Here is a 21,508-nt window from a genome sequence, read left to right as displayed (position 1 = left end):
GCCTGGGCGGCCCGATGGATTGATCCTTTGGGCCGCCCAGGCATTCAACCTGCTGGAACCCACGTGCCCCAGAACCGATCCAGAAAAACCGACCCGTTGCTAGACCGGACCCCGCCCCATGATCTGGATGCGGAAGCCTCGCTGTTAAGCGCCATTTTCATCAACAACGATGTGTTGTACGATATTACCGACATCCTGACACCGGAAGATTTTTACAAAGGGGCCCATAAAAAAATATTCCGGGTCATCCTGAATCTGTCGTCCCAGGAAGAACCGGCAGACCTGGTCACGGTTGCCCATGCCCTGAAAAAAAAAGATGAGCTGGAAAGTATCGGCGGGGCCGCCTATCTGGCGACCATATCCGATACCGCACCCGTGGCGGTCAATGCCGTGCATTACGCCCGGATCATTCAGGGCAAAGCCTCATTGCGGACCATGATCGATGCGGCATCAAAAATCATCCAGCGATGCCTGGATGACAAAGACGATGTGGCAGAGACCATTGATTTTGCCGAATCCACCATATTTCAGATATCGGAAAAAAAATCCGGGGGCGCATTCAGACCCCTGGGAGATCTGATCAATTTAAATATTGATCACCTGGAAGACCAGCAGGGTAAAGATGGGGGCCTGTCCGGTCTTTCCACGGGGTATATGCGGCTGAACAAAATCACATCCGGACTTCAGAAATCAGATCTTATCATCCTGGCGGCCCGTCCCAGTATGGGGAAAACCGCGTTTGCCCTGAACATCGCCCGAAACGTGGCCATGGAAGAACAAAAACCCGTGGCCGTCTTTTCCCTTGAAATGTCCAATGAACAGCTTTCCATGCGGTTGTTGACCTCTGAAGCCCGCATCGATTCCAACCGGTTGCGCACAGGGTTCATCAGCCAGGAAGACTGGCAGAATGTCACGGATGCCGCCAGTATGCTCAATGAGATACCGATCTTCATCGATGACACCCCCAATATCTCGGTCATGGATGTGCGGGCCAAAGCCAGAAAACTGTTTCAAAAACACGGGGAACTCGGGCTGGTCGTGATTGACTACCTTCAATTGATGAAAGCCCCGTTTCACTCCGAGCGGCGGGATCTTGAAATCGCGGAAATCTCCCGGGGCCTTAAATCCCTGGCCAAGGAATTGAACATTCCGGTCATGGCCTTGTCCCAGCTCAACCGCATGCTGGAACAAAGAAGCGACAAACGTCCCATGATGTCGGATCTCAGAGAATCCGGGGCCCTGGAACAGGATGCCGATATTGTGGCGTTCATCTATCGGGATGAAGTCTATAATAAAGAACCGGACAATCCCAAAAAAGGGACGGCTGAAATCATTGTGGCCAAAAACAGAAACGGTGCCATTGGCACGGCGTTGATGCATTTTCACGGACAATATACCCGGTTTGAAGAACTGGCACCGGACAGTTATCAGGAATTTCAATGAACAAGCAAGTCTACGGCAACCTGGCGGGCCTTCGCAATACCCAGCTCAAACGCATTGAAAACCTGTACGCCCAGAAATCCTCCCCGGAATATATCATCAGCCCGGACATTGCCGTGGAGCTGGTTGAGATCAGCCATGAAATCCGCCGCCAGATGGGATTGCTGGTGGACCGGAACGGGAAAATCGTCTGTGTCATTGCGGGTGAACCCCACCGGATCGTCATTCCCGTGACCCCGGATCATATGGCCATTCCCGGGCGCCTCAAAGGGGTGCGGTGCGTGCATACCCATTTAAAGGACGAGCCTTTAACCCGGGATGACCTGACGGACCTGGCCCTGCTCCGCCTGGATTTTATCACGGCCGTATGTCTGACATCGGACGGCCGGCCCGGGCCGGTTTATTCGGGCCATGTGCTGCCGGATGAAACCAAAGAGCCGTATCAGGTGCAGCCCCCTGCCACCCTGTCTGATCTGAACAATGACTGCCTGACGCAGATTCTGGCTTTGGAAGCGGAACTGTCCAGAAAAAACGCATTGCACAAACCCGCCTCCGGTCTGGAAAATGCGTTTCTGATCAATGCGGTCATCCAGGATGCAGATGCAGCTTACGCGTCCATGGATGAACTCAAGGAGTTGTGTAAAACCAGCCAGATTACGGTTACCGGCACGGCCGTTCAGCACAGAAAACGCATTGATCCCAAATTTGTGGTGGGAAAAGGCAAATTGTCCGCTCTGGTGATCCAGGCCATTCAGAACCATGCCACGCTGCTGATATTTGACTGTGAGCTCACCCCGTCCCAGATCCGGTCCATTACCGATTTTGTGGAAATGAAGGTGATTGACCGGACCCAGTTGATTTTAGATATTTTTGCCAAACAGGCCAAATCCAGGGAAGGAAAACTTCAGGTGGAACTGGCCCAGCTGGAATACCTGCTGCCCCGGCTCATCACCAAAAATACGGCCATGTCCCGGCTGACCGGCGGCATCGGTGGACGCGGACCCGGTGAAACCAAGCTGGAAATCAACCGGCGGCGGGTCAGGGATCGCATCACACGGCTGAAAAAAGAAATTAAAAAAATCCGGAAACAGCGGCACCAGCAGAAAGCCAGGCGCCGGCAGAGAAATATTCCCGTTATTTCCATTGTGGGATATACCAATGCCGGCAAATCCACGCTGCTCAATACCCTGACCCAGAGTGACATCATTGCGGCCGACCGGCTGTTTGCCACACTGGATCCGTCTTCCAGACGTCTGCGGTTTCCCGCGGACACGGAAGTGATTGTCACGGACACGGTGGGATTTATTCAGCATCTGCCCAAAGAACTGATGGAAGCGTTTCATGCCACGTTGGAAGAACTGGCTGAAGCCGACATTATTCTTCATGTGATCGATATCAGCAATCCCCGGTATATGCAGCAGAAAGACTCCGTGGAAAAAATTCTGACACAGCTGGACCTGGATGACATTCCCGTCTTGTATGTTTTCAATAAAATGGACCGGGTGGACATGGCTGACTTTGACACCCCCTGGCTGTTGAATGAAGGAATCTGTATCTGTGCCCGCCAGAAGCAGAGCCTGACCGGTCTGATCGAAAAACTGGAATCCATGGTCACCCTGCCGGCATCCCATTTAAGGGTTGACCAATGAGGTTTTATGCTTTACATATACGGCGTTTCAAAAATCAAAAGAGATAAACATACAGGATGATACCCGATAAAATGACCGATTTTGACCATGAAAAAGCCGATTCCCTGGACACGCCCGAGTGCTTTGGGGAATTCAGTAAAACCAATCAGATGTGCCAGAACCATTGCGCCGTGTCAATTCAATGCTGCCTGATGCGAAGCATCCATCCCAAAGTCGGTTTGTTTGAAAAACTGCTGATTCACAACCAGTACGCGCCCAAACCCCATTAAGCCGCTGGAAACAGATCGTCAGATCTGTGCTTTTGACGTATCAGGAAAAAATTTTACCCGGATTCAAAATCTGCCGGGGATCAAATACCGCCTTGATCTGCTTCATGATGGCCTGTTCTTTTTCTCCGATCTCCCAGGACAGATACCCTTTTTTGGTCAGCCCCACCCCATGTTCACCCGTGATGGTTCCCCCCAGGGCCAGGGTTGCGGCAAACAGTTTGTCCACGGCGTTATGGGCCTGTTTCACCTGGGCGGCATCGGTTTTGTCATACATGATATTGCAATGGATATTGCCGTCTCCGGCATGGCCGAAACTGACAATGGTCAGGCCGGATTCCTGCTGAAGGGTCTGGATATGCGACACCATGTCGGGAATTTTTGATATGGGCACCACAATATCCTCGTTCAGCTTCTGGCTGGCAATTTGATACAGCGTGGGAGACAACGCTTTTCTGGCCTGCCATATGGCGGCTGCCTGAACCGGATCCGTTGCCATGCGAATATCCAGGGCACCGGATTGCAGACAAAAGGCCCGGATCTGTTCTGTCTGGGATTTCACCAGTGTTTCATCCCCGTCCAGTTCCAGAATCAGCAGGGCCCGGGTCTGATCCGGCAGATCCGATTGCAGCTGATTTCTGACCAGGGCAAGGGAGGCTTCATCCAGATATTCCACACACCGGGGAATCACGGCCCGGCGCATGATGCCTGACACGGTTCGGGCCGCCTTTCCCATGTCGTCAAAACAAACCGCCATGGTGGCCACGTATGCCGGTTTCGGCAACAACCTCAGCGTGATCCGGGTGACAATGGCCAGTGTGCCTTCCGATCCCACGATCAGCCGGGTCAGGTCATACCCGGCCACACCCTTGGCCGTGCACACCCCGGTGTGGATGATGTCCCCGTTGGGCATCACGGCGCCAAGCCCGAGCACATAATCCCGGGTCACCCCGTATTTCACGGCTCTGGGACCGCCGGCACATTCTCCCACATTCCCGCCGATGGTACACACGGCGGAGCTGGCCGGGTCCGGCGGATAAAACAGCCCCTTGTTTTCCACAGCCGTATGCAGATCCGCCACAATCACTCCCGGTTCCACAGAAGCGATAAAATTGTCCGTGTCAATGTCCAGTATCCGGTTCATGCGGGTCATGGCCATGACCAGTCCTCCCTGGACCGGCACGGCCCCGCCGGTCATGCCGGAACCGCTGCCCCGGGGAATGACGGGAATCCGTTTTTCCCAGGCCAGGCGCATGATATCCGCCACCTGGGCTTCCGATTCCGGAAACACGACCGCATCGGGCATAAAGGACTGCCCCGGGGCCGCATCATAGGAATAGCAGACCCGGTCTTCCGGATTCCGGGTGATCTGCGCATCTCCCACCCGTTTTTTCAGGAGTCGATAAACCGCATCATCCAGGCCCATTTAAAATTTACCTGATTCAATTTTTTTTGACAGATACCGGATCTGTTCATACAGCACCCCTTTGTGCTGAAGTTCCTTTTCCACGGCATTCACTGAATAAATGGCTGTGGCATGGTACCGCTTGAAACTGGAACCGATTTTTTTGATGGGTTGATCCGTATATTTTCTGGACAGAAAAATTGCCACCTGCCGGGGTTTGACAATGTGTTTTTTCCGGGATTTTGATATCAGATCCTGCTCCGTGATATCATATTCCTTACACACCAGTTTCTTGATCCCGTCGATGGTGATGCGTTTCTGATGCTTGCGGATATTGGCCAGCACGCTTTTTGCCAGCTCAATATCAATGTGCCGGCCCAGCAGCTGTCCTTTGGCTGCCACACCGAACAGACCGCTTTCCAGCTGTCTGACATCATCGCATAATTCCTGGGCAATATATTCCGTGACCGAGTCAGGGATCAGACAATTGAGGTTTTTTGATTTTTTTCTTAAAATTTTCACCCGGGTTTTAAAATCCGGTGCTTTGATTTCCGTCACAAGCCCCATGGTCAATCGGGATTTAAGCTGATCATCCAGTTTGGGAATATCATCGGGCAGATCACATCCTGAAAATATAATTTTCCGGTTGGCATCCAGCAGATAGTCCAGGGTCACGGCCAGTTCTTTTTGAATGGCTTTTTTACCGGCCAGAAAATGGACATCTTCTAAAATCAGGACTTCACATTTTTTGCGGTATTTTTCCTTGAATGATTCAATGGTGTTATTTCTCAGGGCATATATCATTTCATTGGTAAAATCTTCCGCTGTCACATAATATACCCGCAACGCTGTATGATGGGTGATGACATGGTGTCCCACGGCCTGGGACAAATGGCTTTTACCTAACCCGGTTTTACCCAGAAGATACAGCATGCCCGCCCCGTTCATGTTCCCCTGGGCCAAAGACAAAGACGCGGAATAGGCAAAACTGGAGTTGTCTCCGACCACGAAATCATCAAATGTATACCCTTTTTTAAGCAGCCGGCCGCCGTTGAACCGTGGATCAAACCCGGGCAGACTGGCCTGAGCCAGATCGTTTTTTTTTGATTTTCCTTTTCCCACCTGGTTCCCGGGCACATGGCCGGGTGTTTTGGGGGACGTTTTTGTTTTGAACTCGATCCGGACCGGTTGTCCCAGTTTATGAAATTCCTGCTCAAACAACCCCAGATAATTGTCCTTCAACCGCTTGATAAAAAATTCATTCGGGGTGGACAGACACAGCCGATCCTCCTGAAAGGTCAGGACTTCAAGCGGGTCTACCCACATCCTGTAACTGTGATCCGGAATTGATTTCTTGATTTGAGATTTGACCTGTGCCCAGAATTTATCCATGGTATTATTCACTCAGACCTTTCTGTTTCTATTGAACATGCTACAAATTTGACTTTACCAATAAATGGCAAGGATGGTACTGAAATCTACGACTCTCACTGAATATTTCATGGCGTAAAAAAAAGCATGTGTTTTTCTATTCGAATATCAGATTTTGGTCAAACCGGATCAGTCATGTTAGGGCAATGTTAGAATTTTCATTGGCATATTTATTCAACTATTTGAAATTATAGTCTATTTTTTTGTGAAACAACTGATTTATTAAACATTACAGTCACTTTTACAACTGGTTATTTTTTCAGACAAAACAACGGATATTGATAATTTAAATAAAAAAAATAAAAATTTTTTCTTTGATTTTCTTCAGATTACTCTGATTTGCTTATTAATTTAAACAAAATCCAATTTATTGCCTCAATGCTAATATACCAAGGGTTTCACAATTTTAATTGTTGCTGGTTGCAAATGGGCCGGCATATTTACAATCCGTGCCGGGGGTAGTATATATTTCATTTAATCTTTAACCTGATATTTTCAATACATCATGCCTGTTCCCTTTGTAAAAAAAACAGATTTGTCTGGCAAACCCATCATTGGCATCACCATGGGAGATCCTCTGGGCATCGGTCCGGAAATACTGGTGAAAGCCTTGTGTGAAAATGAACTCCAAGCCTTGTGCATCCCTGTGGTGATCGGGGATCAGGATGTCCTGCACACAGCACTTTCAAAGTTTTTAATTCCGTTGCGCATCCACAAGATCCATGATCCCAAACAAGGCAACGAGGATCCCGGGTATCTGAATCTGCTGGCTGTTTCTTCCCTGAAACTGAATATGTCGATGCAACCGTCCATGACATCTGTAATCGGAAAGGCCATGGCGGATTACATCCATACGGGCGTTGATCTGGCCCTGTCCGGACAGATTGATGCCCTGGTCACAGGACCCATCACCAAAACCGGACTCAAGATGGCGGGGTCCCGTTTCCATGGGCACACGGAACTGATCGCCCACCAGACCGGAACAAGAAAATTTGCCATGATGCTGGCCGGGAAAACTCTGAAAGTGGTTCTGGTGACCATCCATATGCCTCTGGCCAGCGTGCCGGATTCCCTGACACAGGAAAACATTTTAGACATTATCCATCTCACCTGTACCGATCTTAAAACCCGGTTCAATATTAAAGCCCCCCGCCTGGCCGTGGCCGGATTGAATCCCCATGCCGGAGAAGCCGGTCTTTTCGGTCATGAAGAACAACAAATCATTGCCCCGGCTGTCAAAGCCGCCCAAAACCAGGGCCTGGATATTCAAGGGCCCATGCCTCCGGATACGGTGTTCAATTACGCCATAAAGACCGGTTGTGATGCCGTGGTGTGCATGTACCATGACCAGGGCCTGATTCCTTTTAAGCTGATTCATTTCAAGGACGGGGTGAATGTCACCTTGGGACTGCCCATTATTCGGACATCCGTGGACCACGGGACCGCCTATGACATTGCCTGGAAAGGATGTGCCGATCCCACCAGCCTGGTTGAAGCCGTCAAAATGGCGGTTTTCCAGGCCCGGCACCGAACCGACCGGAATCTGCCCCATGACTGACATCATTATTCAGGGGGCCAGGGAACACAACCTGAAAAATATCGATGTGCGGATCCCCAAAAATTGTCTGACCGTGGTCACGGGCCTGTCCGGATCCGGCAAATCCACCCTGGCCTTTGACATCCTGTATGCCGAAGGCCAGCGGCGGTATGTGGAATCTTTGTCCACCTATGCCAGACAGTTTTTAGGGCAAATGGCCAAACCGGATGTGGACAGCATTGACGGCCTGTCCCCGGCCATTGCCATTGAACAGAAAACCGCCGGCCACAATCCCCGGTCCACGGTGGGCACCATCACGGAAATCTATGATTACCTGCGGCTTTTGTTCGCCCGGGTAGGAACGCCCCATTGTCATCAATGCGGAAATCCCATTGAACCCATGACCGTTGACCAGATCTGCGACCGGATTCTGACCCTGCCTGCCGACACCCGGATAATGCTTCTGGCACCGTTGATCCGAGACCAGAAAGGCCGGCATGACGCTGTGTTCGACCGGATGAAAAAACAAGGGTTTGCCCGAATGCGGGTGGATGGGAAAATCTGCCGGACCCAGGACCATCCGATTCTGGAAAAACAAAAAAAACACACCCTGGAAGTGGTGGTGGACCGTCTGGTCATCAAGCCGGGCATTGAAAAAAGATTGAGTGTTTCTCTGGAACTGGCGTTAAGCCTGTCCAAGGGTCTTCTTATTGTGATGGATCTAGACAAAAATCAGGATCGGCTGTTCAGTGAGACGGCATCCTGCTTAAACTGCCATATCAGTTATCCGCCTTTTACTCCGGCCAGTTTTTCGTTTAACTCCCCCCAGGGGGCCTGCCCTGTTTGTGACGGTTTGGGATCCATCACGGCATTTGACCCGGACCTGATTGTGCCGGATCCGGGATTGTCTCTGCGCCAGGGAGCGATTCTTCCCTGGCAGAACAGGGATTCGGTGCAGTTCATGGAATTTTTAGACGCGCTGACCACTCATTTTGACCAGGATATCTATACCCCGTTCAAAAACCTGTCAGACCGGTTCCAGCATGTGTTGCTGCACGGATCCAAGGAAGAACTCATCGAGTTTTACACAGAGCAGGCCGGCAAAAAAATCCGGAGCAAAAAAAATTTTGAAGGGGTGATTCCCTATTTAAAACGCCGGTATAAAGAAACCGATTCCAAATCCATCAAAGAAGAATTAAAGCGGTATATGAACGCCCGTGTCTGTTCCCGGTGCCAGGGCACCCGGCTGAATCCGGCATCGGCCCATGTCCGGGTCAGCGGGCATACGATCTGGGAAATCACGCGCCTTCCCATTAAACGGACGCTGGCAGCCATTGCGTCGTTGACTTTGACCCGGAAAGAGGAACAGATCAGCGCCGGTATTATCAGGGAACTGACCCAGCGGCTTATCTTTCTGGACAATGTGGGGCTGGATTACCTGTCTCTTTCCCGGTCTGCAGATACGCTGTCCGGCGGTGAAAGCCAGCGGATCCGTCTGGCCACCCAGATCGGCTCCAAACTGACCGGCATTCTCTATGTGCTGGATGAACCCAGCATCGGCCTTCACCGCAGGGACAATGCCCGGCTGATCAAAACGCTCATGGATCTGAAACATCTTGACAATACCGTGGTGGTGGTGGAACACGACACCGATACCATTTTGGCTTCCGACCATGTGATCGATATGGGTCCGGCTGCCGGGGTTCATGGGGGCCAGGTCATATTTTCCGGCCCGCCTGAAAAACTGACCGCCTGCCCGGATTCGCTGACGGGCCAGTATATCAAGGGAATCAGACAGATCCCCATTCCGGATATCCGGCGAAAAGGCAACGGCCGCCATTTAACCCTTGTCAATGCAGAAGCCAATAATCTCAAACAGGTCACTGTGTCGTTTCCTCTAGGATGTTTTATCTGTGTGACCGGCGTGTCCGGATCCGGCAAATCCTCGCTGGTGCTGTCCACGTTATATCCGGCCCTGTGCAACCAAATTGCATATACAAATAAGCTGGTCGGTGCCCATGACCGGATCACGGGCATCCAGCATCTGGACAAAGTGATTCATATCGACCAGTCCGCCATCGGTAAAACGCCCAGGTCCAATCCCGGCACTTACACGGGGGTGCTTCCGGCCATCCGTGAATTGTTTGCCAGAACACCGGATGCCCGGGCCAGGGGATACAAACCCGGACGGTTCAGTTTCAATATCCGGGGGGGGCGATGTGAGGCATGTGCTGGAGAGGGCGTCATCAAGATTGAAATGCAGTTTCTGCCCGATGTCCATGTGCGCTGCCATGTGTGCAAGGGCCGGCAGTTCAACCGGGACACCCTGGATATCCGTTACAAAGGCAAAAATATTGCCGAGGTGCTGGACATGACCATTCACCAGGCGGTCCGGTTCTTTGACAACATTTCTGCCATCCAGGCCAAACTGTCCACCCTGGTGGAAGTGGGACTGGGCTACATCACTTTAGGTCAGTCTGCCGTCACCCTGTCCGGGGGAGAAGCCCAGCGCATCAAACTGGCCAGGGAACTGTCCAAAAAAAGTACGGGAAAAACCATTTATATTCTGGATGAACCCACCACGGGCCTGCATGCCGATGATATCAACCGGCTGCTGTCGGTTCTGGACCGGCTGGTGGCCGCCGGCAATACCGTGGTGGTGATTGAGCATAACATGGATGTCATCAAATATGCCGACCATATCATTGATATGGGACCTGAAGGGGGGGACAAAGGCGGCCGGATCATTGTTCAGGGAACCCCGGAACAGGTGGCCGAACACCCGACCTCTTTTACGGGATATTATCTGTCAAAAGTGCTTCAGAAAAAAGACTGAATCCGGCTCACGGAATCAGTGGCATGACACCTTTGTTTTAGGCCGGATTCTTTGCCGGCCCAAACATCAAACCCTAATCCAGGATACAGACATCCGTGTCACAGGGGCAGGCCCCGTCCACTTCACAGGCAAAGGCGATCCGGGACGCTTTGTCATGAAGTGCCTGAGACACTTTGGGAAAGGATGCGGCAATATCCAGGGCCATCAATGTCTGTCTGTCCGGAATGGCATCAACCCCCTGCCCCGTCACCTTGCCGGTGACCCCGTTGATCACTTCGGCATCTTCGCCGTTGCAGGTCACGACCACGGGGATCTGATACGGGTAAACAAGCCGGGACAAAGCCAGATTGGGCAACCGCCGGGTCACCAGAGATCCGGGCGCATACCGGATCATCATGCCGGTTTTATCCCCCGTACTCACCAGAAAATCCATCCAGAGCCGGGCCGTTTTCTCTCCTGTTTTGATAATGACCTGTTTCCGGGATTCAATCTGTTTTTTCTCATACCCGCAGACCTGAACCAGATGCCGGGCGATTTTTTGTCTGAACCGTTCATCATGGGTGTCGGGCACGGTCTCACCCGTCAGATAATCGGTCAACTCTCCCATCACCAGATGGTGGGGATTTTCTTGCATACACGCCTCCTTATTGGGTAAAGGGCATTTTACTGTCATGAATCAAGGATCAGATCCACCCGCCGGGGTGCCTGACCGTCTTTCAGTTCCACCAGGCCCCGGTTGGAAAGGCGCAGTTCTCCCAGTACCACCAGACCCAGCAGGCTCAAAGTCATTTCAAAGGACTTGTGGGGGCACCCGATCTGTGCCAGTGCATTTTCAACCGCCTGAACCCCAACTGCTGTGGTTTCCATGGATTCAAGCCCCATGATCCCTCCCAGAGGCAAAGGCAAATGCGCCAGAACCCGGTTTTCCATCACCACAGCCAGGCCGCCGCCTGATTCAATCAATGTATTGGCAGCCAGCGCCATGGCAGTGTCATCCATCCCCACGACCAGCAGATTATGGGAATCATGTGACACCGTTGACGCATAGGCAGACCCCGGAATAAACCGGGTCCCGGATACAAATCCCAGTCCCCGGGATTTGTCAGCCGAGCCATTGGGGGAATGCCGGTAAAACACTCCGGCTTTGGCCAGATCCTGCAAAGGATCTGCATGCAGGCACCGGTCTTTGGATTCAAGCGTCCTTGTTTTTGACAAAGTATGCACCCGGTCGGGCACCAGATGAATGACACGGACCTGAACCGGATTTTCAAACGGTGCCGGGATATGAAAATCCGTGGGTGCCAGCCAATCCAGATGCATGGTTTTCAACGCCCAGTCCGGATACGCATACGGATGAATGGGCCGGCACAACTGATTGTCTTCTGCCACGGCCACGCCATCGCAAAACACCTGAGATATAGTGAACTGCGTCAGATTGTCCACCACCAGGATATCCGCGGCCCGACCCGGGGTCAATGACCCGATCCACCGGGATGCTTCCAGCATCTGCGCGGGATTGATGGTCACCATCTGCAACGCCATGACCGGGTTGATCCCCAGCTGAATCGCTTTTCTCAATACACGGACCAGATGCCCGTTCGAGACAACGGTGGCCGCGGTGACATCATCGGTCACCAGGGTATAGAACCGGGTGTCACAGCCCGGATCATGGGTGATGGCTTCCACCAGCTGAGGCAGATCCAGCCAGGCACTGCCATATCGCTGCTGCACGTACATGCCGCGCATGGCCCGGGCTGCGGCACCTTGTGCCGTTGTTGTTTCATGATCCGCTGTCATACCCGAAGCGATATAGGCATTCAACCCGGCATTGGTGTCCCGGGATGAAAAATGGCCGGTCAATACCTTATTGGCCCGGATGCCGGCTGAAATGATCTGATGCACTGTGTCATCCCCGAAAATAACTCCCGGAAAATTCATCTGTTCTCCCTGAAGAAAGACCCTGCCGCTTTCATAGGCTTCCCGGACCAGGGAAGGTGTCACATCGGCACCGGCATCCTCCATGCCCGGCAGAGACGGGACGCACACGGGCATGGCAATCAGCGCCTTCAGGGGCAACCCCTTTGCACTTTCATAAAACAGATCCACCGCCTTCATCCCTAGGACATTGGTCAATTCATGAATGTCCGGACAGATGGTGGTGGTGCCCTGGGGCAGCACACCGGCGGCAAATGCGGGCAGATCCACCATGGAACTTTCGATATGCATATGGGAATCGATTAATCCGGGACACAGATATTTACCAGACGCATCCATAACGCGGGTCTGTGAATTGACCTGAACATGGGCTGCATCTCCCACCAGAGCGATATGGCCCTGGTAGACAGCAATATCCACAGGCTCCCGGATTCTGGCGGTACAAACATCCACAAGGCGGCCATTTTTAATGATCAGATCCGCCGGTTTCGCCCCCATGGCCACTGCGGCCAGATCCCGGGTAATCAAATGATGCGAAATCCGGGTATGATGCATTGACATACGATTTTTTCTCCCGTTTGTTTTATGGGGTAGTACCACAAAACATCCATTTTCGTAAAGTCTAAAAGAAACGCCGCCACTGCCTTTTAAATGGATACTGGAAAAACAAAAAGCCCTGACCGTTAATAACGATCAGGGCTTTTTGATAAATAATCCGGCAGTGTCCTACTCTCCCACACAGTCACCCATGCAGTACCATCGGCGCTAAAGAGCTTAACTTCCGTGTTCGAGATGGGAACGGGTGTGACCTCTTTGCTCTAACCACCGGATTAAGGGGGGTATGGATCCGGAACGTTTGATGGGGTAAGGGCGCTTTGCGCGGCTTTGTTCCATAGATCCAAAAATCTGTTGCAGTAAGATATGTGTTCACATGAAAGCGTTTAAACCTGTCGGTGAAAAAAAAGTGGCTAAGCCTCACGACCGATTAGTACCGGTTAGCTCAACATGTTGCCATGCTTACACACCCGGCCTATCAACCTTGTAGTCTTCAAGGGGTCTTCAGTCACGTATGTGATGGGATATCTAATCTTGGAGTTGGCTTCCCGCTTAGATGCTTTCAGCGGTTATCCTTGCCCAACTTGGCTACCCAGCAATGCCCCTGGCGGAACAACTGGAACACCATTGGTTGGTCCATTCCGGTCCTCTCGTACTAGGAAAAGATCTCCTCAAATATCCTGCGCCCACGAAAGATAGGGACCAAACTGTCTCACGACGTTTTAAACCCAGCTCACGTACCACTTTAATCGGCGAACAGCCGAACCCTTGGGACCTGCTCCAGCCCCAGGATGTGATGAGCCGACATCGAGGTGCCAAACCGCCCCGTCGATGTGAACTCTTGGGGGCGATAAGCCTGTTATCCCCGGCGTACCTTTTATCCGTTGAGCGACGGCCCTTCCATTCAGAACCGCCGGATCACTAAGACCTACTTTCGTACCTGCTCGAAATGTCTCTCTCGCAGTCAAGCTCCCTTATGCCTTTGCACTCTGCGGCTGGTTTCCAATCAGCCTGAGGGAACCTTCGCGCGCCTCCGTTACTCTTTGGGAGGCGACCGCCCCAGTCAAACTACCCACCAGACACTGTCCTCGATCCGGATTACGGACCTAAGTTAGAACACTGAAACATAAAGGGTGGTATTTCAAGGGTGACTCCACAAACACTGGCGTGCCTGCTTCCAAGTCTCCCACCTATCCTGCACATCATGTCCCAAAATCCAATGTCAAGCTGTAGTAAAGGTGCCGGGGTCTTTCCGTCTTTTCGCGGGTAGACGGTATCTTCACCGCCATTCCAATTTCGCTGAGTCCCTGGTTGAGACAGTGTGGAAGTCGTTACGCCATTCGTGCAGGTCGGAACTTACCCGACAAGGAATTTCGCTACCTTAGGACCGTTATAGTTACGGCCGCCGTTTACCGGGGCTTCGGTTCAGTGCTTCGCCTTGCGGCTAACAAATCCCCTTAACCTTCCGGCACCGGGCAGGCGTCAGACCCTATACCTCGTCTTACGACTTTGCAGAGTCCTATGTTTTTAGTAAACAGTCGCTACCACCATTTCTCTGCGGCCCCCCACAGCTCATATAGAATTATAATCACCATCAGGGGCATACCTTCTCCCGAAGTTACGGTATGATTTTGCCGAGTTCCTTAACCAGAGTTCTCTCAAGCGCCTTAGGATACTCTCCTTGCCTACCTGTGTCGGTTTACGGTACGATCACCTGTTATCTCGATAGAGGCTTTTCTTGGCAGCATGGGTGCAGTCAGTTTATGGGTCAAAGACCCTCCTCATCACTTCTCGGCCTTAAAAAATCCCGGATTTGCCTGGGATTTAAGCCTACCGGCTTGAACCGCCTATTCCAACAGACGGATGACCTGCCCTCCTGCGTCCCCCCTTCTCTCAAACGACAACGAGGTGGTACAGGAATATTAACCTGTTTTCCATCGACTACGCCTCTCGGCCTCGCCTTAGGGATCGACTAACCCTGAGCAGATTAGCTTTACTCAGGAAACCTTGGGCTTTCGGCGAGCGGGCCTCTCACCCGCTTTATCGCTACTCATGTCAGCATGGTCTCTTGTGTCTTCTCCACACACCCTCACAGGTGCGATTCTATGACAACACAATGCTCTCCTACCGATGTATAAATACATCCCGCAGCTTCGGTACTATGCTTTAGCCCCGATACATTTTCGGCGCAGATCCACTCGACCAGTGAGCTGTTACGCTTTCTTTAAAGGATGGCTGCTTCTAAGCCAACCTCCTGGTTGTCTGGGCATTCCCACATCCTTCTCCACTTAGCATAGATTTGGGGACCTTAGCTGGCGGTCCGGGTTGTTTCCCTCTCGTCCGCGGAACTTAGCTCCCGCGGGCTGACTCCCGTACTTTAACTTACCGGTATTCGGAGTTTGGTTAGGTTTGGTAATCTGGTGAGACCCCTAGCCCATCCAGTGCTCTACCTCCGGTAAGAAACATACGAGGCTATACCTAAATATATTTCGGAGAGAACCAGCTATCTCCAGGTTTGTTTGGCCTTTCACCCCTATCCACACCTCATCCGAACAGTTTTTAACCTGTATCGGTTCGGGCCTCCACACCATTTTACTGGCGCTTCACCCTGGACATGGATAGATCACCTGGTTTCGGGTCTACTCAATGCAACTGACCGCCCTGTTCAGACTCGCTTTCGCTTCGGCTACACCTATCGGCTTAACCTGGCTGCATTAAGTAACTCGCTGACTCATTATGCAAAAGGCACGCGGTCACACGCATTGCTGCATGCTCCCACTGCTTGTAAGCAAACGGTTTCAGGTACTATTTCACTCCCCTAACAGGGGTTCTTTTCACCTTTCCCTCACGGTACTGGTACACTATCGGTTGTCAAGTCGTATTTAGCCTTATGAGATGGTCCTCACAAATTCCCACAGAATTTCTCGTGTTCCGCAGTACTTGGGAGTACGATAAGAGAGATCGATTGCTTTTGCTTACAGGACTGTCACCTTCTATGGTGAAGCTTTCCAGCTTCTTCAGCTAACAATTGATTTTATCACTCTCCGCAGGTTCCGAAACACCTGCTAATCATATCCCGCGACCCCAATTACGCAACGCTTTCGGGCTTGACACGTAATCGGTTTGGGCTGGTTCCCTTTCGCTCGCCGCTACTCGGAAAATCGTTATTACTTTCTACTCCTGGGGGTACTAAGATGTTTCAGTTCTCCCCGTTACCCTCCCTGAACTATGTATTCATTCAGGGATGACACGGTATTAACCATGCCGGGTTTCCCCATTCAGACATCTCCGGATCAAAGGGTGTTCAGCCCCTCCCCGAAGCTTATCGCAGCTGTCCACGTCTTTCTTCGTCACTTGACACCAAGGCATCCACCGTTTGCCCTTAGTAGCTTAGCCACTATTTCCACAAATAAGTTTAAACGCTTTGATGCGAACACATTGCCTTGCGGCAATGTCCCGATCGATCTCGATCAACATCAAAATCAATCGGTTATTTTCTTACTACAACAAATTGTCAAAGATCATCTGAGGGCATAATTCTCTTTCATGTAATGTAGTCCTCTGAAAAAGAATGGTGGAGAATAGCGGGATCGAACCGCTGACCTCCTGCGTGCAAGGCAGGCGCTCTCCCAGCTGAGCTAATTCCCCACATGGTGGGCCTGGGTGGATTTGAACCACCGACCTCACGCTTATCAGGCGTGCGCTCTAACCAACTGAGCTACAGGCCCAAATCCTTGATCCCTCAAAATTGGCCAGTGATGCCGCTTAAAGCGCTTTAATTTACTTTCCTTAGAAAGGAGGTGATCCAGCCGCTGATTCCTCAACGGCTACCTTGTTACGACTTCACCCCAGTTATCAACCATACCTTAGGCGCCTGCCTCTGCCCAATCTATAAAGAAAGGGAAGTTAGCCCAGCGACGTCGGGTATAATCAACTTCCATGGTGTGACGGGCGGTGTGTACAAGGCCCGGGAACATATTCACCGCGGCATGCTGATCCGCGATTACTAGCGATTCCAACTTCATGGAGTCGAGTTGCAGACTCCAATCCGGACTGAGATAGGCTTTGAGGATTCGCTCACCCTCGCGGGTTCGCTGCCCTTTGTACCTACCATTGTAGCACGTGTGTAGCCCTGGATATAAGGGCCATGAGGACTTGACGTCATCCCCACCTTCCTCCCCGTTAACCGGGGCAGTCTCGCCAGAGTTCCCGCCATTACGCGCTGGCAACTGACGATAAGGGTTGCGCTCGTTGCTGGACTTAACCAAACATCTCACGACACGAGCTGACGACAGCCATGCAGCACCTGTCTCTGTGCTCCCGAAGGCACTCTTCAATCTCTTGAAGATTCACAGGATGTCAAACCCAGGTAAGGTTCTTCGCGTTGCGTCGAATTAAACCACATGCTCCACCGCTTGTGCGGGCCCCCGTCAATTCCTTTGAGTTTTAGTCTTGCGACCGTACTTCCCAGGCGGTTCACTTAATGCGTTAGCTGCGGCACAGCAGATTTTAATATCCGCTACACCTAGTGAACATCGTTTACTGCGTGGACTACCAGGGTATCTAATCCTGTTCGCTACCCACGCCTTCGCGCCTCAGCGTCAGTATCGGTCCAGAAAGCTGCCTTCGCCATCGGTGTTCCTCCTGATATCTACGAATTTCACCTCTACACCAGGAATTCCGCTTTCCTCTCCCGTACTCAAGTTCTGCTGTTTCAAATGCACTTCCAGGGTTGAGCCCCGGGCTTTCACATCTGACCGACAGAACCGCCTACGCGCCCTTTACGCCCAATAATTCCGAATAACGCTTGCGCCCCCCGTGTTACCGCGGCTGCTGGCACGGAGTTAGCCGGCGCTTCCTCCACTGGTACCGTCAATGCTATCATTTATTAAATAATAACAACTTCTTCCCAGTTGACAGAGCTTTACGACCCAAGGGCCTTCTTCACTCACGCGGCGTTGCTGCGTCAGGGTTTCCCCCATTGCGCAAAATTCCTCACTGCTGCCTCCCGTAGGAGTCTGGACCGTGTTCCAGTTCCAGTGTGACTGATCATCCTCTCAGACCAGCTAACCATCGCAGCCTTGGTAGGCTTTTACCCCACCAACAAGCTAATGGTACGCAAACTCATCTCCAAACAATTGCTTTCAAGAAGAGGCAATCTTTCATCTCAGCACTTGTGTACTGAAACTGCATCCGGTATTAGCCATCCTTTCGAAGGGTTATCCCGGGCTTGAAGGTAGATTATCTACGTGTTACTCACCCGTGCGCCACTCTACTCAGGATTGCAAGCAATCCCTTTCTCGTTCGACTTGCATGTGTTAAGCACGCCGCCAGCGTTCATTCTGAGCCAGGATCAAACTCTCCAGTTAAATCCTTTAACTACAAACTCGTTAAGGTCTTGTTTTAGACCCGCTTCAAACTTTATCACTGACCAATTTTCAAAGATCAAACATCGGGTACTTCTTTTGCTTTTGCTCACAATTTCTGTGACCGAAAAACCAGAACAATATACATGTCTAAAAATGGTTTGTCAAACCTTTTTTAACTCATTTTAAAATTATCTTATGGTACTTTTTTTTGCCGGCCCGAAGCAGCATCTCCCCCTGATCCAGATCAAGTTCCCCAATCTTTTGATCGATCGTAGATACCCGGCTTCCGTTCAAATAAGCACCGCCTTGCTTTACCAGACGTCTGGCATCTGATTTGGATGTACACAGACCGGTCCGGGTGAACAAATCGATGATAAAATCGTTTTCGTTGACATCGTTTCGATCGATTTGTGTTGTCGGAACGGCCCCATCAGACGCGGATGAATGGATGCCCCGGGAAATTGTTGAACCCGGCAGCAAATCATCAGGTACTTCAATGGCTCCGAAAACCGATGCTGAGGCTTTTAATGCGGCCCGGGCCTGAGTTTTCCCATGGGCAATTTTGGTGGCTTCATACGCCAGAATGGTCTTGGCTTTATTCAGATCCGCTCCTTCAAGGGTTTTGACATGATTGATTTCATCCATGGGAAGAAATGTAAACAATGCCAAAAATCTGGCCACATCCGCATCATCGCAATTGACCCAGAATTGATAATAATCATACGGAGAAAACCGGTCCGGATCCAGCCATACCGCACCTTTATGAGTTTTTCCCATTTTGATGCCCGAAGCCGTGGTGATCAATGGAAACGTAATTCCAAACGCCTGTTTTCCAAGCGTTCTTCGAATCAGGTCAATCCCTGCCACAATATTTCCCCACTGATCACTGCCGCCCATTTGAAGCAATGCATCATAATTTTGGGCCAGTTTCATAAAATCATACGCCTGAAGCAGCATATAGTTGAACTCAATGAAGGTCAGTCCTTCTTCTGAGTCCATCCGGGCTTTGTAACTTTCCGCCTTGATCATCCGGTTGATTGAAAAATGCCGCCCGATATCTCTTAAAAAAGGGATATATTCCAGTTTTGTCAGCCACTGGGCATTGTCCAGCAACAGGGCCTGGTCATTGTTGAAATCAATGAATCTGGACAACTGAGCCCGAATCCCGGCTTTGTTTTCATCGATCTGTTCCTGGGTAATGATCTGGCGCATTTCCGTTTTCCCGGACGGGTCTCCGATCAGACCGGTCCCGCCCCCCACCAGAGCAATGGGCCGGTGTCCGCACCGCTGCATATGGGCCAGGGCCATGATACACACCAGGCTGCCCACATGAAGGCTGGTGGCCGTGGGGTCAAATCCGATGTAACAGGTGGCCCGGTTGTTTTCCAGATATTCTTCCAGTTCTGCAGTATGGGTTACCGCATCAACGAACCCCCGCTCTTTTAAAACTGATAATACACTCATGATTTCCCTGCTATTTTTTAGTATACTCAACGGCTCTGGTTTCTCTGATCACCACCACTTTGACCTGGCCCGGAAATGTCAGGTTCTCTTCAATCTGCCGGGCGATTTCCCTGGACAGCAACACGGCATCTTCATCACTGATTTTTCCACTTTCAGTAATCACACGAATCTCACGGCCGGCCTGAATGGCATAGGTATTGACCACCCCGTCAAACGAATTGGCTATATTTTCAAGGTCTTCCAGCCGTTTGATATAATTTTCAAGACTTTCTTTTCTGGCACCCGGTCTGGCCCCGGACAATGCGTCTGCCGCCTGGACAATATAATCATACACAGACGTGGGCATCTGATCTTCGTGGTGGGCCGCAATGGCATTGACCACACAATCCAGCTCCCCGTATTTTTTGGCCAGCTTGGCACCGATAATGGCATGAGCCCCATCCACTTCATGATCGATGGCTTTGCCGATATCATGAAGCAGACCCATCCGTTTGGCCAGCTTGACATCCAATTTCAGTTCAGCGGCGATCACACCGGCCAGAAATGCCACTTCAAAAGAATGCTGAAGCACATTCTGGGCATATGAAGTCCGGAATTTCAATTTTCCCAGCACCTTGATCAATTCCGGATTGATGCCGTGAACCCCTAAATCGAATGCTGCCTGTTCACCGGCTTCCTTGATGGCAAGATCCACTTCCTTGCCTGCCCGTTCCACCACATCCTCTATTCTGGCCGGATGAATCCGGCCATCGGAAATCAATTTTTCCAGAGACAACCGGGCGACTTCCCGCCGCACGGGATTAAACCCTGACAGAATGACCGCTTCAGGGGTATCATCAATGATCAGATCAATCCCCGTGGCCGCTTCCAATGCCCGTATATTTCTGCCTTCTCTTCCGATAATCCGGCCTTTCATTTCATCGCCCGGCAAATGCACCACAGACACGGTACGTTCCGCCACAAAATCCCCGGCATACCGCTGGATGGCTGTGGATATAATTTTTTTGGCCTCTTTATCCGCCTGCTCTCTGGCTTCTGAGGTGATTTTTTTCACCAGCTTGGCACCTTCATGCCGAGCTTCTTCTTCCAGGGTTTTCAGCAGCAGTTCTCTAGCTTCTTCCAGCGTCAGGCCGGAAACCTTTTCCAGTTCTTTTCGGGTTTCTTCCACCAGATTGGCGTAATAGGCTTCATCACTGGCGACGGCTTCCAGTTTTTCATTAATTTCTGCTTCTTTGCCATGAAGCTCGGCTTCTTTCTGGATCAACAGATCTTCTGTCTGATCCAGCTTTTCGCTCTTTTTGGAAAGCCGCCGGGCTTCTTTTTTTAATTCTTCACGCGTTTCCTGGGTCTCAGCGTCAAAACTGCCCTTCATTTCCAAAAGTCGGGATTTCGCTTCGAGCTGGGCTTCTTTGATCAATGTTTCCGCTTTGATTTCAGCCGCTTCTATAATCCGCCTCTGCTCTTCTTCAATATTCAGCTTTTCAAGAGAAAACTTTTTCTTAATCCTGAAAAAGCCGACAACTCCCAATTCCAGCAATAAAACAATAATCAATGAGAGGACTATTTCCATTCAACCGGTCTCCTTCACATATATGGAATTATCAACACCTTTTTTTAAAAG

At 51.1% G+C, this 21,508-nt stretch carries 11 protein-coding genes, 2 tRNA genes and 3 rRNA genes; 5 read left to right on the top strand and 11 right to left on the bottom strand.

Annotation, left to right across the window (positions count from 1 at the left end):
* Positions 1-63 precede the first annotated feature (63 nt).
* From dnaB to DPO_RS07035, 3 genes are all read left to right on the top strand, one after another.
* Positions 64-1,443: a replicative DNA helicase gene (dnaB, locus tag DPO_RS07045; RefSeq protein WP_006965075.1), complete on the top strand. Its 1,380-nt coding sequence runs from the start codon at positions 64-66 to the stop codon at positions 1,441-1,443.
* Positions 1,440-3,089: a GTPase HflX gene (gene hflX / locus DPO_RS07040; RefSeq protein ID WP_006965074.1), complete on the top strand. Its 1,650-nt coding sequence runs from the start codon at positions 1,440-1,442 to the stop codon at positions 3,087-3,089. Before dnaB ends, hflX begins: the two co-directional genes overlap by 4 nt.
* A 71-nt stretch (positions 3,090-3,160) precedes the next feature.
* The gene (locus DPO_RS07035; protein ID WP_006965070.1) at positions 3,161-3,358 is read left to right on the top strand and encodes a hypothetical protein; all 198 of its coding nucleotides are present in this window, start codon (positions 3,161-3,163) and stop codon (positions 3,356-3,358) included.
* Positions 3,359-3,398: 40 nt separating this feature from the next.
* Here DPO_RS07035 and DPO_RS07030 read toward each other — a convergent pair whose 3' ends face one another.
* Both DPO_RS07030 and dnaA read right to left on the bottom strand, forming a co-directional pair.
* A complete protein-coding gene (locus DPO_RS07030; protein WP_006965069.1) occupies positions 3,399-4,781 on the bottom strand; it encodes an FAD-binding oxidoreductase in 1,383 nt (460 codons plus the stop codon).
* A complete protein-coding gene (dnaA, locus tag DPO_RS07025) occupies positions 4,782-6,152 on the bottom strand; it encodes a chromosomal replication initiator protein DnaA (RefSeq protein WP_006965068.1) in 1,371 nt (456 codons plus the stop codon). It lies immediately after the preceding gene.
* 574 nt (positions 6,153-6,726) lie between these two features.
* On the opposite strand from dnaA, the gene pdxA reads away from it, so the two are divergent.
* Both pdxA and uvrA read left to right on the top strand, forming a co-directional pair.
* Entirely contained in the window at positions 6,727-7,749 is a 1,023-nt protein-coding gene (pdxA, locus tag DPO_RS07020; protein ID WP_236609914.1) for a 4-hydroxythreonine-4-phosphate dehydrogenase PdxA, read from the top strand.
* The gene (gene uvrA, locus DPO_RS07015; protein WP_006965066.1) at positions 7,742-10,564 is read left to right on the top strand and encodes an excinuclease ABC subunit UvrA; all 2,823 of its coding nucleotides are present in this window, start codon (positions 7,742-7,744) and stop codon (positions 10,562-10,564) included. The genes pdxA and uvrA overlap by 8 nt, the downstream gene beginning before the upstream one ends.
* Before the next feature lie 73 nt (positions 10,565-10,637).
* Here the strand turns inward: uvrA and DPO_RS07010 are convergent, their stop codons facing one another.
* The 9 genes from DPO_RS07010 to rny form a co-directional block, all read right to left on the bottom strand.
* Positions 10,638-11,198 carry a type I restriction enzyme HsdR N-terminal domain-containing protein gene (locus DPO_RS07010; RefSeq protein WP_006965065.1) on the bottom strand — a complete coding sequence of 187 codons (561 nt, stop codon included), beginning with the start codon at positions 11,196-11,198 and terminating at the stop codon, positions 10,638-10,640.
* Between the two features lie 35 nt (positions 11,199-11,233).
* Positions 11,234-13,060: an adenine deaminase gene (locus DPO_RS07005; RefSeq protein WP_006965064.1), complete on the bottom strand. Its 1,827-nt coding sequence runs from the start codon at positions 13,058-13,060 to the stop codon at positions 11,234-11,236.
* Between the two features lie 152 nt (positions 13,061-13,212).
* Positions 13,213-13,329 (bottom strand): 5S ribosomal RNA (gene rrf, locus DPO_RS07000).
* Between the two features lie 134 nt (positions 13,330-13,463).
* Positions 13,464-16,450 (bottom strand): 23S ribosomal RNA (locus DPO_RS06995).
* A gap of 176 nt (positions 16,451-16,626) precedes the next feature.
* Positions 16,627-16,702 (bottom strand) — tRNA-Ala (locus DPO_RS06990).
* 3 nt (positions 16,703-16,705) lie between these two features.
* Positions 16,706-16,782: transfer RNA gene (locus DPO_RS06985), tRNA-Ile, on the bottom strand.
* A gap of 65 nt (positions 16,783-16,847) precedes the next feature.
* A 16S ribosomal RNA gene (locus DPO_RS06980) occupies positions 16,848-18,423 on the bottom strand.
* Together the 16S, 23S and 5S rRNA genes with 2 tRNA genes alongside form the textbook arrangement of a ribosomal RNA operon.
* A 177-nt stretch (positions 18,424-18,600) precedes the next feature.
* Complete coding sequence (gene tyrS / locus DPO_RS06975; RefSeq protein WP_006965063.1) at positions 18,601-19,887, bottom strand: tyrosine--tRNA ligase; 1,287 nt, start codon at positions 19,885-19,887, stop codon at positions 18,601-18,603.
* 10 nt (positions 19,888-19,897) lie between these two features.
* A complete protein-coding gene (gene rny / locus DPO_RS06970) occupies positions 19,898-21,457 on the bottom strand; it encodes a ribonuclease Y (protein ID WP_006965062.1) in 1,560 nt (519 codons plus the stop codon).
* Positions 21,458-21,508 lie beyond the last annotated feature (51 nt).

Source organism: Desulfotignum phosphitoxidans DSM 13687 (assembly GCF_000350545.1).
In the GTDB taxonomy this organism is placed as follows: domain Bacteria; phylum Desulfobacterota; class Desulfobacteria; order Desulfobacterales; family Desulfobacteraceae; genus Desulfotignum; species Desulfotignum phosphitoxidans.
The sequence above is the reverse complement of the archived record's forward strand: the minus strand, read 5'-3'. Positions and strand labels throughout refer to the sequence as shown.

Coding starts and splice junctions, on each gene's coding strand:
- uvrA (WP_006965066.1), top strand. CDS start 7,742: ATGACTGACATCATTATTCAGGGGGCCAGGGAACACAACCTGAAAAAT.
- dnaA (WP_006965068.1), bottom strand. CDS start 6,152: ATGGATAAATTCTGGGCACAGGTCAAATCTCAAATCAAGAAATCAATT.
- hflX (WP_006965074.1), top strand. CDS start 1,440: ATGAACAAGCAAGTCTACGGCAACCTGGCGGGCCTTCGCAATACCCAG.
- DPO_RS07010 (WP_006965065.1), bottom strand. CDS start 11,198: ATGCAAGAAAATCCCCACCATCTGGTGATGGGAGAGTTGACCGATTAT.
- tyrS (WP_006965063.1), bottom strand. CDS start 19,887: ATGAGTGTATTATCAGTTTTAAAAGAGCGGGGGTTCGTTGATGCGGTA.
- DPO_RS07005 (WP_006965064.1), bottom strand. CDS start 13,060: ATGTCAATGCATCATACCCGGATTTCGCATCATTTGATTACCCGGGAT.
- DPO_RS07030 (WP_006965069.1), bottom strand. CDS start 4,781: ATGGGCCTGGATGATGCGGTTTATCGACTCCTGAAAAAACGGGTGGGA.
- rny (WP_006965062.1), bottom strand. CDS start 21,457: ATGGAAATAGTCCTCTCATTGATTATTGTTTTATTGCTGGAATTGGGA.
- DPO_RS07035 (WP_006965070.1), top strand. CDS start 3,161: ATGACCGATTTTGACCATGAAAAAGCCGATTCCCTGGACACGCCCGAG.